The 15,194-nt window shown below is 73.3% G+C and carries 8 protein-coding genes; 1 reads left to right on the top strand and 7 read right to left on the bottom strand.

From position 1 onward, the window contains the following. Positions 1-52: 52 nt before the first annotated feature. The 3 genes from ABIA38_RS10760 to ABIA38_RS10750 all read right to left on the bottom strand — a co-directional run bounded on the left by ABIA38_RS10760 (position 53) and on the right by ABIA38_RS10750 (position 4,352). Positions 53-1,285, bottom strand: a complete 1,233-nt coding sequence (locus ABIA38_RS10760; RefSeq protein WP_424638297.1) for a hypothetical protein — start codon at positions 1,283-1,285, stop codon at positions 53-55. A gap of 594 nt (positions 1,286-1,879) precedes the next feature. Next, positions 1,880-2,707 (bottom strand): helix-turn-helix domain-containing protein, encoded by an 828-nt coding sequence (locus tag ABIA38_RS10755; RefSeq protein ID WP_424638296.1) that lies wholly within the window; start codon positions 2,705-2,707, stop codon positions 1,880-1,882. A gap of 940 nt (positions 2,708-3,647) precedes the next feature. Then, positions 3,648-4,352, bottom strand: a complete 705-nt coding sequence (locus ABIA38_RS10750; RefSeq protein WP_424638295.1) for an FMN-dependent NADH-azoreductase — start codon at positions 4,350-4,352, stop codon at positions 3,648-3,650. Between the two features lie 138 nt (positions 4,353-4,490). On the opposite strand from ABIA38_RS10750, the gene ABIA38_RS10745 reads away from it, so the two are divergent. Further along, positions 4,491-5,450, top strand: a complete 960-nt coding sequence (locus tag ABIA38_RS10745) for a sigma-70 family RNA polymerase sigma factor (protein ID WP_424638294.1) — start codon at positions 4,491-4,493, stop codon at positions 5,448-5,450. A gap of 567 nt (positions 5,451-6,017) precedes the next feature. On the opposite strand, the gene ABIA38_RS10740 is transcribed toward ABIA38_RS10745, so the two are convergent. The 4 genes from ABIA38_RS10740 to ABIA38_RS10725 form a co-directional block, all read right to left on the bottom strand. Next, entirely contained in the window at positions 6,018-6,773 is a 756-nt protein-coding gene (locus tag ABIA38_RS10740) for an SDR family oxidoreductase (RefSeq protein ID WP_424638293.1), read from the bottom strand. Positions 6,774-6,818: 45 nt separating this feature from the next. Next, positions 6,819-8,276, bottom strand: coding sequence for a M1 family metallopeptidase (locus ABIA38_RS10735; protein WP_424638433.1), 1,458 nt, complete (start codon positions 8,274-8,276; stop codon positions 6,819-6,821). After that, a complete protein-coding gene (locus ABIA38_RS10730) occupies positions 8,276-12,181 on the bottom strand; it encodes a Pls/PosA family non-ribosomal peptide synthetase (protein WP_424638292.1) in 3,906 nt (1,301 codons plus the stop codon). Before ABIA38_RS10730 ends, ABIA38_RS10735 begins: the two co-directional genes overlap by 1 nt. Before the next feature lie 1,287 nt (positions 12,182-13,468). Continuing rightward, positions 13,469-15,193 (bottom strand): glycoside hydrolase family 35 protein, encoded by a 1,725-nt coding sequence (locus ABIA38_RS10725; RefSeq protein WP_424638432.1) that lies wholly within the window; start codon positions 15,191-15,193, stop codon positions 13,469-13,471. Position 15,194: the final 1 nt, after the last annotated feature.

The raw sequence follows: 15,194 nt of genomic DNA, 5'->3' as shown, positions 1-15,194 counted from the left end.
AGTGTCGTGGCCGAACGGGGGGAGATGGGCGACCCGAGAGTGCCGAGCGGGCTCAGGTCACCGGCGCGGTCGGCGCGCGCTGCTCCCGGGCGCGGCGCTCGCGCAGGTAGAGGCCGCAGGCGACGCCGAGTTCACCCGTGGCCATCAGCAGGAACAACACGCTGTCCAGGAGCCCGCCGCCGGATCCGCCGCCGGCCACGTTGTCGATCACCCGGCCGGCGATCGGCGGCAGGGTGAGGGCGAGCGTGGCCAGCGCGATGCCGTAGCCGACGAGCATCACGTTCGAGTACCAGCGGGCCACGGCCCGATCGCGCGGATGCCACTGCTGCGGGTCGTGCCGGGCGGGCCGGCGGCGCACCCGGCTCCACCGGTTGGCCAGCAGCTGCTTCGAGGTGACCTGGAGGTTGAAGCAGCCGAGCACGGTGACCGCGAGGTAGTACACGTCGGTCTGCAGGAAGAACCAGCCCTGCCAGATCAGGCGCAGGAGTACCGGGTAGGCGATCCCCAGGCACACGGCACCGGTCGTGGAGAAGTCGCCGTCGGTGTCGCGGGTGGCGTCGGCGATCAGCGCGAGGGCGGCCAGTACGGCCAGGTCGGTGAGCATCCCGGCGAGGATCGGCAGGAAACGTTTGCGCCGGGGGACCGCGACCAGGCCGTCCATCGTGGTCTGGAAGACCACGAAGTAGAGCCGCCGGCCGATGGACAACCGCGAGCGCAGGCCCAGTCGGCGGCCGGCGAGGGCGTGTGCGGCCTCGTGGAAGAGGATCAGCGGGATCTGGGCGGCGAACAGGGTCACCGCGATCACCGACATGTAGCGGGTGAAGAAGAGGTGTTCGTAGCTGGGCACCAGATCGGGCGAGCGCACCATCTCGATCACCCACCCGGCGAGCAACGCCAGGAACGCGGCCGCGCCGAACGGGGAGAAGACCGCGCGGCCCAGGCGCATCCAGCGCACGGGGGCCGGTGGCGCGGGCGCGGACCCGTCCCGGGCGCGCAGGAAGCCCAGTTCGCCCAGGTCGGCGACGAAGTCGGCGATGTCGACGGACTCGCCGTAGGTGGCCAGGTACCAATCGGCGGCCTCGCTCGGCGGCCGGCCGTCGTACAACCGGCGCAACAGCGCCGCGCCGTCCGCCGGCAGGACCACGAACTCCCCGTCGTCCAACCGGCCGACGGTCACCTCGTCGCCCTCGGGCTGAAAGCTGAGGACGTGGAAGGCGAGCGGTTGTGCGCCGGCTTCCGGGGCCGACTCCCGAGCCGGCTCGGTCGTTGCCGACCTGTCAGGCATGGTTCCTCCACGCGAACGACGGACGCGAACGACGGGCGGGGCGGGTGGCGCGAGCGGGGTGGGTGGAGCGGGTGGAGCGAGCAGGGTGGGGCGTCGTGGCGTGGCCGTGGGCCGGCGACGGATCCGCAGCTGGGCCGGATCCGTCGCCGGGCGATCACGCCGAGCCGTCGACTAGAACGGCCAGGTGGGAATCGGGAAGCACGGGGCGCCCCCGTACATCGCCGCGGCGCTGGTCAGACGGACCGAGCCGGCCTTGCGGATGGCGATCTTCTTCATGTTCTTCACCTCCTTCGGCGGGTGATTTCCCGGGACCTCGTTCGGCGAGCGACTGCGAACCGTCGCGGCGCCGGTGTTCGCCGGGATCGACACATCTCTAACAGCGGGCGCCGGGCCGGCACGACGCCTTGGACCAGGTCCGGAACGGGTCGGGTACAGACCCCGTACGGGAGTGGACCGGTCCGAGACGCGGCCCGCGGCACGGCGGGAGCGCCGTGCCGCGGGCCGGGCGGGTGCTGCCGGTGCCGGTGCCGTTGCCGGCGTCGGTGTCGTCGAGGGCGTCGGCCTCGCCGGGGCGGAGGGCGGCGACGCTGACGATCACCGTTGCGCGGCGCTCCTGGGCTCGGTGGGCCGGCTCGGCCGGCGGCCGAACAGGTGGGCCACCGCGGCCCCCAGACCGGCCAGGCCGCCGGCCGGCTTCGGCTTGCGTCGTGCTCTCGCGAGCAGGTTCGCCGGGTTGGTCGGGACGGGTGGTGCGTCCCGCGCGTCCGGTGCGTTGCGGGTGTTGCGGGTGTTGCGGGTGTTGCGTACGTCCGAGGCGTCCGAGGCGTCCGAGGCGTCCGCTGCCTTCGATGCGTCCCGTGCGCTCGGATTGACGCGCGTAACGTCCGCACTCGGGACGCCGGTCGGAGCGGTGCCCGGCGGCTCGGGCGGCGGCGCGGTGGCCGGAACGGGCGACCGCGCCGAGGGGTGGAGCGTGGCTGTCCCGACGGTCGGCGTCGTACCCAGTACCGTGCTCTCCCGGATCGCGGTCAACCACGCGGCGCGTTCGGCCAACGCCTGCGTGCGCAACGCGACCAACGGTCCCAGCGGCAGTTCGAAGAGGCGCTCGTAGGCGACCAGGAGCGGTTCACCGGGCATCCGCCGGGCCTTCTCGAAGTCGGCGAACGCGCTGTGCGAGCTGTAACCGAGACATCGGGCCAGGGCGCGGAGGGAGAGTCCGCGTTCCAGGCGCAGCCGGTAGAGGGTCAGCCCCAGCTCCCGGTGGTACGAGCCGATCGGCCGGGGGTGCGGCGGTTCGGCGGGCCCGCCGGTGGCGGCGGCCACCGACGGTAAGCCGGGTCGACCCTCGCCGACCGGGGAATCGAGTACTCGTCCGGGGAGTTCGGTGCCGTGCGCCTCGTCCGGCCGAGGCGAGGCGGTCATCTCGGGGTTCCTATGCAACGGGGTTGGTGCATCATCTGGCGGTTCCTCCTTGGGGAAGGTGGTGCCTCCGGTGCGCTTCACGACCGTGATCCCGTGGAGCCATTCCCGTGGAGGCGGATCCGCCCGATTCGGATCCGTCGCCTTGATTACGTCGAACTCCCCGCTCGATCGCGGCCGTTCCCGAGGTACGGAACGAAGCGGTCGCGGTGCGGCTCCCCCCGTGGCGCGGCCGGCACCGATCATCCGGCCGGTGCGCCGCCCGCGACGTGCTGAACTCGACGTGCCGAACTCGGTGTTGGACACACGTGCTGCCGGGAATGGGGATCCGGTCGCCTCTGAGCATATCCAGCCGCGATCGTGGCCACGCCGGCTCGCGCGGACCGGGGGACCGGCGGCCGAATGCCGGATCGTTTCGGGAGCACGGCGGTCCGTTCGCCGGACTTCGGCGGCGCCGGAAACGCCGAGGTCCGCCCGTTGTCCGCAGCCGGTCGCGGGTGTGCCGCAGGTGTACCGGATCCGTACCCAATTTGTTCGCGACCCGGCATTCGGGCAGCCCGCGACGCCGCCGGCACCCGCTCGTCCCGGCCGGCTCCGCCGGTATCGCGCCCGTTCGTCGCGGGTCGGTCGTCCCGCCGGCCGGAGTGGGGAAGCCGGCTCGGCGGGCGAGTACGACGGTCGGGAACGCGCCGGCCGGCAGCCCGAAGGCGGTCCGGGGCAGAGCGGCGGAGCGGGCCACGCGGACGAAGCCGGCCCGCCACCCGATCAGCCCGCCGAGCGCGGTACCGGCCGGCATGTCGAGTGCGAGCCCCAGCGCGTGCGTCCCGGCCGGCGCGGTGGCGATCGCCTGGCCGCTGCGTTCCGGTGCCGGATGTGCGCCGGATGCGCGCCGGACGCGGGCCGGATGCGCGTCGGACGCGGAACTCGCCGGTCGGATCACCGGCTACCGGGTGGCGGCGCTCAATCGGGTGCCGAACTCGGCCGCCGGCTGATCGGAGGGCACGCCGCGCAGGCGTTCGGCCACGGTGCGGGCGTGGTCCTGTGCCGTGGTCCGGGCCTCGGCGAGGGTTTGCCGGGCGAGCGGGCGCAGGTGTGTCATCGCCGGGTTGGTGTCGGCGGCGGTGAGTTCGGCCCGGACGGTGAGCACGTCCAGGCCCCAGACGTCGCCGAGGATCCGGTGCAGGTAGGGGGTGAGGTGGTCCCATCCCTCGCGCGGAGTCCCCGGGCTGTAGCCGCCGCCGGTGGCCTCGACCAATACGGCGGGGCGGCCGGGCACGATCGGCAGGTTGACGTCGTCGGCGCGCGGGTCGGTGATGATCAGGTCGATCCAGTGCCGGACCTGCTGGGGCACGCCGAAGTTGTACATCGGTACGGCGATCAGGTAGGCGTCGGCGGCCAGGAACTCGTCGGTCAGCTCGGCGGCGAGCGCGGCGGCGACGCGCTGTTCGTCGGTACGGGCATCCGGCGCGATGGTCAGGCCGGCCGCGGCGGCGGGCCAGATCGCGGGCAGGGGCCGGCGGCCCAGATCGCGGCGGACGAACTCGGCGTCCGGATGGGCGCGGGTCCACTCGGCCTCGACGAGGTCGGCGAGGGCTCGGGTGACCGAGTCCTCGACTCGGATGCTGGAGTCGAGTCGGAAGAACTTCATGGGGGGCTCCTGGACGGGTGGGGGTGGGGGCGCGTCGCTAAACTCGGCTGTTGTTTCCGTTGGTGTTCCTCGCCGATGGGTGCGCCGTACGAAGTGGCTCGTCACCTCTTTGACTGCCGCCCGATCGGAAAGGTGACCATGAACGGACACGAGGGTTTGGCGGTGCGCTTCGAGGCGCATCGCGAGCACCTGCGCGGGGTCGCCTATCGCATGCTCGGCTCGCTGGACGACGCCGACGACGCGGTACAGGCGGCCTGGTTGCGGGTCGATCGGGCCGGGGTCGACGGGGTCGAGAACCTGGCCGGCTGGCTGACCACGGTGGTCGCCCGGGTCTGCCTGGACACGCTGCGGTTGCGGCGCAACCGGGGCGAGGAGCCGCTGACCGCGCTGCCGGAGGGCCCGGGAGGCACGGAGCCCGAGCACGAGGCGGTGTTGGCCGAGTCGGTGGGGCGGGCGCTCCTGGTGGTGCTGGATCGGCTGACGCCGGCGGAGCGGGTGGCGTTCGTGCTGCACGATCTGTTTGCCGTGCCATTTGTCGAGATCGCGCCGGTGGTGGGGCGTACGGAGGTGGCCAGCAAGAAGTTGGCCAGCCGGGCTCGGGGCCGGGTGCGCGGGGTGGCCACGCTCGACGCGGTCGACCTGGCCCGGCACTACTCGGTGGTCGAGGCGTTCCTGGCGGCGTCGCGCGGGGGCGATCTGGACATGCTGCTACGGCTGCTCGCGCCGGACGTGGTCCGGCACGCGGACGGCTTCGCGGTGCGGCCCGAGGCGCGGAGGGAGGTGCGGGGTGCGCGGGCGGTGGCCGAGGAGACCCGCTTGTTCACCCGCCGGTCTCGGTTGGGCGAGGTGGCCCTGATCGACGGGCGCCCGGGCATCGTCATCGCGCCGGGGGGCCGCCTGCGGGTGGCGCTGCGGGTGTCGCTGGGCTTGCCGCTGCACTCGCCGCTGCGCTTGGCCGTCGAGTCGGACCGGATCACCGAGATCGAGGTGATCGCCGAACCGACGCATCTCGCGGCGCTCTCGGTGGGCGTCGGTGGCGTGGCCGGGCTGCGGCCGGCCGGTCCTCACGCGCCGGACGGGCTGGGCTGGTCGGGGTAGCGGCACCGCCGCGAGGCCTCTGGCGGGGTGGCCGGCCTGCGGCCCGCTTTTGTCCTCAAGCGCCGGACGGGCTGGGTGTGTCGGCCCGCCCGGTTGCGGCGGTGACGGTGCGCCGCCGACGGGCCTGCGGCCTGGCGTCCTCAGGCGCCGGACGGGCTGGTGGGTCGGCCTGCCCAATCGTGGCGGCGGCCATGGGCCGTTCGGGCCGCAGGCTGGCCACCCCGCCAGGGGACCCGCGCGGCGGCGTGGCGGGCCGACTCTCCCAGCCCGTCCGGCGTTTGAGGACAAGCGGGCCGCAGGCCGGCCATCCCGCCAGGGGACCCGCGCGGCGGCGTGGCGGGCCGACTCTCCCAGCCCGTCCGGCGTTTGAGGACAAGCGGGCCGCAGGCCGGTCACCCCGCCAGGGGACCCGCGCGGCGGCGTGGCGGGCCGACTCTCCCAGCCCGTCCGGCGCTTGAGGACAAGCGGGCCGCAGGCCGGTCACCCCGCCAGGGGACCCGCGCGGCGGCGTGGCGCGCCGACCCTCCCAGCCCGTCCGGCGCTTGAGGACGCCCGCCCGGGTCGGGCTCAGGTCCGGTGTACGACCCGCGCCGACGTCTGGTCCCGCGCAAGCACCAGCATCGAGTCGATGTTGACGTGCGCGGGCCGGGTGGCCACCCACCCGACGCATTCCGCGATGTCCTGCCCGGTCAGCGGCGTCATCCCGGCGTAGACCGCCGCCGCGCCGGCCGCGTCGCCGCCGAGTCGGTTTAGGGTGAATTCGGTTTCCACCATGCCCGGGTCGATCTGGCAGACCCGGACCGGCTGCCCACGCAATTCCAGGCGCAACACCCGGGTCATCGCCGTCACCGCGTGCTTGGCCGCGTTGTACCCCGCACCGCCCTCGTACGGCTCCCGCCCCGCGACCGAGCCGATCGTGATCACCTGCCCGTCGCCGGACGCGATCAGCAGTGGCAGGAAGGCCTTGGTCACCCGCAACGTGCCCAGCACATTGGTCTCATACATCGCCGTCCAGGCCGCCTCGTCGGCCTCGGCCACCGACTCCGTGCCCCGCGCGATGCCCGCGTTGTTGACCAACACGTCGCACCGCTCGACCGCGTCGGCGAACGCCGCGACCGACGTCGGGTCTGCCACATCCAGCGGCAGCCCCCGAGCCCGTCCGCCGCACCGGGCGACCACCTCGTCCAGGCGATCCTTGCGCCGCGCGCCGAGCACGACGTCATAGCCCAGCCCGGCCAGGTGCACGGCGGTCGCGGCGCCGATCCCACTGCTGGCGCCCGTCACCACCGCACACCCTCGGTTCGTGGTCTCGCCCTGGGTCATCGCAACGTTTCCTCTCCCGCTCGACTCCCCGCAGCGTATGCCGCCTCATCCCGAAGTCGCCCAGGGCCACCCCAGTCGCCCGCGCCGTTGCTGCTGCGGCAACGGCGGCAACACCTCGTCGTACAACCACGCGTCGAACAGCTCGGTCAACGGTCGCGCGGCATATCGGGCCACATGCGCCGTGAAGTCCTCCGTCGTGACCACCCCGTGCCGATGCGCGGTGGCCCAGTCCCGCAACATCGCGAAGAAGTCCGCGTCGCCGAGCGCGCAGCGCACCGCATGTACGGTCAATGCCCCCCGGGCATAGATCCGCTCGTCGAAGATCAGCTTCGGTCGGGGCGCACCGAGCAGCAAGTCCTGTGCCAGAGCGCCCAGTTGCGCATGCTCGACGGCGGCCTGCGCGGCCGCGCTCCGCCCCCCGGACCGCTCCGCCCACAACCACTCCGCGTAGCGCGCGAAACCCTCGTTGAGCCAGATGTGCCGCCAGTCGGCCAACCCCACGCTGTTCCCGAACCACTGATGCGCCAACTCGTGCGCGACCAATCGCTCCGCGCCACGCGCCCCGTCCACGTGGTTCGCGCCGAACGTGGCCAACCCCTGGGCCTCGATCGGGATGTCCAACTCGTCGTCGGTGACCACCACGGTGTACTCGCCGAACGGATACGGCCCGAACAGTTCCTCGAAGAGCGTCATCATCTCCGGCTGCCGGGCGAAGTCCACCAGGAAACGCGGCACCAGGCGCCCCGGCACGTGCGCGAACTGCGGGACACCCGCGTGTGGTTCCAGCGGCCCGATGGTGTCGTAGCGGCCGATCGAGACGCTGACCAGGTAGCTCGCGGTGGGCGCCGACTGCTCGTAGACCCACGTGGTGTTGCCGGCCCCGGTGCTGTGCGTGAGCAGTCGGCCGCTGACCGCCACGGTGTACACCGACGGCGCGGTCACCGAGATCTGGTAGGCCGCCTTGTCGTCGGGCCGGTCGTTGCACGGGAACCAGGACGGCGCGCCGATCGGCTGGCCGGCCACGAGCGAGCCGTCGGTCAACTCCTCCCAGCCCACCCCGCCCCACGGGCTGCGTACCGGCTTGGGATTGCCGGTGTAGTGCACCTCGACGGTGAACGCGGCCCGCGCCCCGATCGCCGTCTCCGGGCGCACCCGCAGCTTGCCCGCGCGGTGCGTGTAGCGCGCCCGGTGCCCGTTCACCAGCACCCGGCCGAGCCGGAAGTCCGCGAGGTCCAGCGCGAATTCGGGCAGCGGCCGCTCCCCGGCCACCGCGCCGATCCGGGCGGTGCCGGCCAGCCGGTTGGGGCCCGGCCGGTAGTCCAGGGCCAGTTCGTAGCGATGTACCCGATAGCGCGGGTCGCCGTGCGTGGCGAAGTAGCCCGCTCCGGAGCCCTCCCCGGCGGCCGAGCGCGGCCCCTGATCGCTCACCGATTCGTGCTCCGTCCCCGTCGTGCCCACTGCCTCGGGACGGGCCGTATCCCGCGCGTCCGCCTCGAAACGCATTACCGTCGCCATGCCTCGATCGGGTTGCCCAGCCAACTGGTGTCCTCCGGGACCGTCTCGCCGCGCATCACCAGCGAGGCGGGGCCCAGTGTGCTGCGCGCCCCGATCGTGCTGCCCGGCAGTACGATCCCGCGCGGGCCCAGGGTGGCGCCCTCGCGAAGGATCACAGTATCCATCCGCATGATCCGGTCGTGGAAGAGATGCGTCTGGAGTACGCAGCCGCGCCCCACGCTCACCGCGTCCTCCAGGGTGACCAGGTCGGCCTCCGGCAGCCAGTAGCTCTCGCACCACACCCCGCGCCCGATGTGCGCGCCGAGCCCGCGCAGCCATACGTTGAGCACCGAGGTGCCCGGCACCCGGCCGATCAACCACGGTACGGCCAGCACCTCGACGAAGGTGTCGGCGAGTTCGTTGCGCCACACGAAGCCGCTCCACAGCGGGTGTTCGACCGGGCGGAACCGGCCGACCAGAAGCCACTTGGCCACGATCGACACGACACACGCGAGCACTCCGCAGGCGAGCAGCACCGGGCCGGACAACAGCGCGGCCAGGATCAGCGAGTACGTGCCCAGCCAGGCCAGCGTGACCAGGGTGCCCAGGGCGAGGGCCGCCGAGCACAACACCGGGATCGCCCGGCACAGTTCGACCAGGCCGCGGGCCCAGCGCAGCCGGGCGGGCGGGTCGTAGGTCAGCCCCTGGTCCGCGACGTCCGCCGAGCGCGGCAGCCGCATCGGCGGCATGCCCAGGTACGAGCCGCCCTTCTTGGTCTTCTTCGGCGTCGCGGACAACACGCCGACCAGGCCGCGCGCCGGTACCGAGCGGCCCGGCGCGGTCATCCCCGAGTTGCCCAGGAACGCCCGCTCGCCGATCTCCGCCGCGCCGATCCGGATCCACCCGCCGCCGAGTTCGTAGGAGGCGATCAGCGTGTCGTCGGCCAGGAACGCCCCGTCGCCGACGGTGGTCAGGCTCGGCAGGGCGAGCACCGTGGAGGCCTCGACGCCCTTGCCCACCTTCATCCCGAGCGCGCGCAGCCAGACCGGCGTGAACAGGCTCGCGTAGAGCGGGAACAACTTCTCCCGGGCCAGGTCCATCAGCTGGGTGACGGTCCACGCCTGCCAGCCGATCCGGCCGTGCAACGGGTGATACCCGGGCCGCAATCCCAGACTCAGCAGCCGCACCAACACCACGATGGACAGTGCGTACACCAGCGCGAACGCCGCCACGGCGGGCACCAGCGCGAGCAGCGCGCCGGTCAGCGCCGCGCCGAGGCCGCCGCCCGGGTGCACGAAGGCGCCGAGGATCGGCAGTACGGGCAGCACGGCGACGACCGGAAGCAGGTTCGGCAGCAGCCCACTCACCCCGTACAGCACTGCCCACTGCACCTTGCGCGGCGGCCGGTCGCCGAATCGGTGCCGGTCCACCTTGCCGAGTCGAACCGCCGGCACCCCGCCCCAGCGCCTGCTGGGCGGCACATTGCCGGTCACCGCGGAGCCCGCCGCCACCTCGGCAGAGCGGCCGATCCGGGCGCCGGGGAAGAGGGTGCTGCGGGTGCCCACGATCGCGCCCGCGCCGATCTTGATCGTGCCGATCTCCAGGCGGTCGCCGTCCAGCCAGTGGCCGGACAGGTCCACCTCGGCCTCCACCGCGCAACCACGCCCGAGCTTGAGCAGGCCGGTGACCGGGGGCAACGAGTGCAGGTCGACGTCCTTGCCGACCTTGACGCCAAGCGCGCGGGCATATCGCACCAGCCAGTTGCCGGACAGCGCGGTCGCGCCGCTGGCATCGGCGAGCTGCTCGGCGGCCCACAGCCGCAGATGCACGCCGCCGCCGCGCGGATAGGTTCCGGGACGCAGCCCGCGAAGCAGCACCCGGGCGCCACCCGCGGCGATCGCCACCCGGGCCGGCGGGCTGAACAACACCGCCCAGCCGGCCGCGACCCACCACCACGACGCGGTCGGCGCGAAGGGGTAGTCACCGAACCAGGCGGCGATATTGCCGAGCGCGAGCAGGCCGACCGTCCAGCGCAGGCCGACCAGGGTGAACAGCGGGATCAGCAGGAGCAGCTGGGCGACCCGGGCCCGGGTGGGCGTCGGGGCCACCTTGCGGATCGCGCCCGCGTCCTGCGCCGAGCGCTCAAGCCGGCGGGCCAGTTTGCGCAGCGTGGGCTGCTGGTAGATGTCCGCGACGGCCGCCGCGGGGTAGCGCTCGCGCAGCAGGGTGGTCAGCCGGGCGGCGGCCAGGCTGTTCCCGCCGATCGCGAAGAAGTCGTCCTGCGCGGTGTCGGGGGCGATCCCGAGCACGTCGGTCCACTGCTCGGCGAGCCACGCCTCGGTGCCGTAGAGCTGCTCGGTGGGGCCGACGTCCGCCGCGTCGGCGAGCGGCCAGGGCAGCGCGTCCCGGTCCACCTTGCCGGAGGTACGGGTGGGCAACTCGGCGACCGGGGCGAGTCGCGGCACCAGCGCGGCGGGCAGCTCGGCCCGCAGCCGACGCACCGCCTCCTCCCGATCCCAGCCCTCGCCGGTGACGAGGTAGCCGACCAGGAGCTGATTGCCGCCCTTGACGGTACGCACGGCCGCCGCCGCACCGATCACCCCGGGCAGCGCCTGGAGCGCCGCGTCGATCTCGCCGAGTTCGATCCGCCGGCCGCCGAGCTTGATCTGCTCGTCACCGCGGCCGACGAAGACCAGGCCCTCGGGGTCGGCGCGGACCACGTCGCCGCTGCGGTAGGCGCGGGCCCAGCCCATCGACTCCAGCGGGGCGTACTTCTCCGCGTCCTTGGCCGGGTCCAGGTAGCGGGCCAGGCCGACGCCGCCGATCACCAGCTCGCCGCTCTCGCCCATCGCGACGGGACGGCCCTCGGCGTCGACCACGGCCAGTTCCCAGCCGTCCAGGGGCAGCCCGATCCTGACCGGTCCTGCGCCGGTGAGCAGGGATGCACAGGCGACCACGGTGGCCTCGGTCGGGCCGTACGTGTTCCACACCTCGCGGCCCTCGGCGACCAGGCGCTCGACCAGCTCGGGCGGGCATGCCTCGCCGCCGAAGATCAGCAGCCGCACGTCGAGCAGCGCCTCGCTCGGCCACAGCGCGGCCAGTGTGGGCACCGTGGACACCACGGTGATCTCCTGCTCGGCCAGCCACGGACCGAGGTCGGCGCCGGAGCGCACGCGTGAGCGGGGCACGGTGACCAGGCACGCGCCGTACCGCCAGGCCAGCCACATCTCCTCGCACGACGCGTCGAAGGCGACCGACAGGCCCGCCATCACCCGGTCGCCGGGCCCGATCGGCTCCTCCTGGAGGAACAGCCCGGCCTCGGCGTCCACGAAGGCGGCGGCGTTGCGGTGGGTGACGGCGACGCCCTTGGGCTTGCCGGTGGACCCGGAGGTGAAAATGATCCAGGCGTCGTCGTCGGGCCCGGGCCGGGCGGGCGGCGCGGGCGGTGCGGGCTCGCCGGTCATGTCCCTTGCGTCGACGACCCGAAGCTCACGCTCGGCACCCAGCACCGCCCGCACACCCGCTTCGCCGAACACCAGTTCGGCCCGCTCGTCCGGGTCCTCGGCATCGACCGGCACGTACGCGGCGCCGGCGGCCAGCACGGCCAGGATGCCCACGTAGAGGTCGTTGCTCCCGGAGGGCACCCGTACGCCGACCCGGTCGCCCACACCGACGCCCGCCTCGACGAGCCGGCGGCGCAGTGTGTCCACCTCGGCGGCCAGGGCGCGGTACGTGAGCGTGCGCCGGCCGTCGTCGAGGGCGGGTTCGTTCGGGTGGGCCCGGACGGTGGCGTCCAGGATGTCCACGAGCGTGCGCGGTGCCGCGGCGGCGCGTCCGGAGTAGACGGCGCGGGTCGGCGTCGGGGCGGTGCCGAACGGATCGTCGGCGGCCCGTACTGGTAGCGCGATGGCCATGAGGTCCTCATCCCTGGTCCCCGCCAAGGCCACTGAAAGGCTCCCCGGGGAGGTGTCGCGTCCCCGCCCCTGGTCCGGCCGGGTCACTTCTCGAGCGTGGCAACCCGACCGACATTAGCTCCGTCGGACCGGGTTCGACGACCCGGAATGCGATCAACTGCCGCTAACCAAAAGACATCTGACGCACAATCAGATCTGAACTGACGGACAGTCAGGCACCAACTCCCCCCAACCTCAGCCCTCCTGACACCCAGTCAGCCCACAACCCACATTTCACCCCACCCTCCACAGCTGTGACCCACACCACACCGTAACCCCCCACTTCCCACCCCGCGCCCACAACTCCGCCGGACGGGTCGAGACACATTCGGCGGCGTGGCGCACCGCGGTGCGGGGGCCCTGGCGGGGCGGGCGGCCTGCGGCCCGCTCTTGTCCTCACGCGCCGGACGGGCTGGGGTGGTCGGGGTGGCGGTATCGCCGCGCTGGGCCTCTGGCGGGGTGGGCGGCCTGCGGCCTGCTGGTCCTCAGGCGCCGGACGGGCTGGGGTGGTCGGGGTGGCGGTATCGCCGCGCTGGGCCTTTGGCGTGGCGGCGGGCGTGCGGCCTGCTGGTCCTCAGGCGCGGGATGGGCTGGGGTGGTCGGGGTGGCGGCATCGCCGCGGGGCCTTTGGCGGCGTGGGCGGCCTGCGGCCCGCTCTTGTCCTCGATCGCTGGGCGGGCTGATGTGGCGAGCCGGCACTCTCAGCCCGTCCGGCCCTTGAGGACAGCAGGCCGCAGGCCGCTCGGTGGCCACGACCAGGGGCGAGCCCTCAGCTGCGCCGATCGCGTAGCCACCGGGCGGGCTGAGAGTGTCGGCCCACCACATCAGCCCGTCCGGCCCTTGAGGACAGCAGGCCGCAGCCCCGCCATCCCGCCAGGGGACCCGCACGGCGGCATGGCACGCCGACCCCCCCAGCCCGTCCGGCGCTTGAGGACTGGCGGGCCGCAGGCCGGCCGGCGGCACGCGGTCGCCACCACGACCAGGCGCGAGCTCACACGCCGGACGGGCCGAGAGCATCGGCCCACCAAATCAGCCCGTCCGGCGCCTGAGGACCAGCGGGCCGCAGGCCGCCCGAGCGACCCGTGGCCGCCGCCACGACTGGGCAAGCCGACCCCCAGCCCGTCCGGCGCCTGAGGACGCCAGGCCGCAGGCCGGTCGGCGGCGCACCGTTACTGCCGCAACCGGGCGGGCCGACACACCCAGCCCGTCCGGCGTGTGAGGACGGCCGCCCGCTCGCCCGCCCGGTGCCTACGCGATCGGCGCAGCCGCCGGTTCGCCCAGGTCCGGGGTGTCGGTGAAGGTGACGTGCGTGGGGCCCGGGCCGTGGAGTTCGAGGATTGTGATGGTGTTGGTGCCCGCGCGGAGGACCGGTGCCGGGACGTACAGGGTGCGCTGTGGGCCCTTGCTCCAGTAGCGGCCCAACAGGAAGCCGTTGATCCACACCAGGCCCTTGGTCCAGCCGTCGAGGCGGAGGAACGTGTCGCCGACGGTCGATGCCTCGAACGTGCCGGAGCGGACCGCCGGGACGTTCGTCGGGATCGGGGTGGACGCGTCCGGCAGGGTCGGGCCGTTCGGGGCGTCGAGGGGCAGTGGGTACATCTGCCAGCCGAACAGGGTCTGGCGTTCGAGTCGGACGCCCCCCGTGATGCCCTTACGATCGGCCAGCCCGGGGCCGTAGTTGATCCGGCCGCAGTTCTCGACCAGCAGATCGAGCCGCGCCCCGCCCGCGGGGATCGCCAACTCGCAGGACGGCGAGCCGCCTTCGCTGCGGTCCAGGACGCCCACCGGGACGCCGTCCAGGAACACCTGGGCCCGATCCGCCAGTCCGTCCACCCGCAGTGGCGCCGCGTCGCGCGGGCCGCTGACCCACGTGCGATACAGCACGAAGCCATAGGCCTGGTCCAACTCCTCCATGGTCAGCGTGCTCGGCGAGTAGACCGGCGCGGACAGGTCCTCGACGTGCGCCAGGAGCGCCGCCGCCGACGGCAACGCCACCTCGCCGAGTGCGACGCGGGGGGCGAGTGCGGGGGGCGGTTCCGCCGGGAGCGGCGCGTATCGGCCGATCACCTCGCGGAACGCCCAGTACTTATCCGTGAGTTCGCCCGCCTCGCCGATCGCCGCGTCGTAGTCGTAGCTGGTCACCGTCGGCCGGTAGCCGCCCTCGTGCTCGTTGGCGCCGTTCATCAGGCCGAAGTTGGTGCCGCCGTGCGCCATGTACAGGTTGACCGAGCCGCCCGCCGCGAGCATCTCGTCCAGGACCGCCGCCGCGTCCGCCGCGTCCCGTACGTGGTGTGGATCACGCCAGTGGTCGAACCAGCCGTTCCAGAACTCCATGCACACCGGCGGCCCGTCCGGCGACCACCGGCGCAACATCGCGAACGACTCGTCCACCCGCGAGCCGAAGTTGACCGTGGGCAGGACACCGGCCACCGTGCCGCCCTGGAGCATCGGCTCGGTGGGCCCGTCCGAGGTGAACAACAACCCGCTCGCGCCGCGCCGGCGCAACCCGTCCACCAGATGCCGCAGATACGCGACATCGTTGCCGTAGCTGCCGTACTCGTTCTCCACCTGCAGTGCGATCACCGGCCCGCCGTGCTCCGCGAGCAGTGGCTCCAGCAGTGGCATCACCGCGTCCAGATAACGATCCACCGCGGCCAGGAACGGCGGGTGGGAGCAGCGCAGTCGCATCCCCGGGTCCTTGAGCAGCCAGGCCGGCAGGCCGCCGAACTCCCACTCGGCGCAGATGTACGGGCCGGGCCGGACGATCGCCTTGAGCCCGTGCCGCTCGGCCGCGCGCAGGAACGCGACCAGGTCCTTCCCGCCGGTGAAGTCGAACCGCCCGGGGGTGGGCTCGTGCACGTTCCAGGCGACGTAGGTCTCGACCGTGTTCAGGCCCAGGCCGCGCAGCCGGGCCAGCCGGTCGTCCCACTGTTCGGGGTGGACGCGGAAGTAGTGCAGGGCACCGGAGAGCATC

Origin of the sequence: Embleya sp. AB8 (genome assembly GCF_049739465.1) — a bacterium.
Lineage (GTDB): Bacteria > Actinomycetota > Actinomycetes > Streptomycetales > Streptomycetaceae > Embleya.
This window is presented reverse-complemented; position numbering and strand designations above follow the sequence as displayed.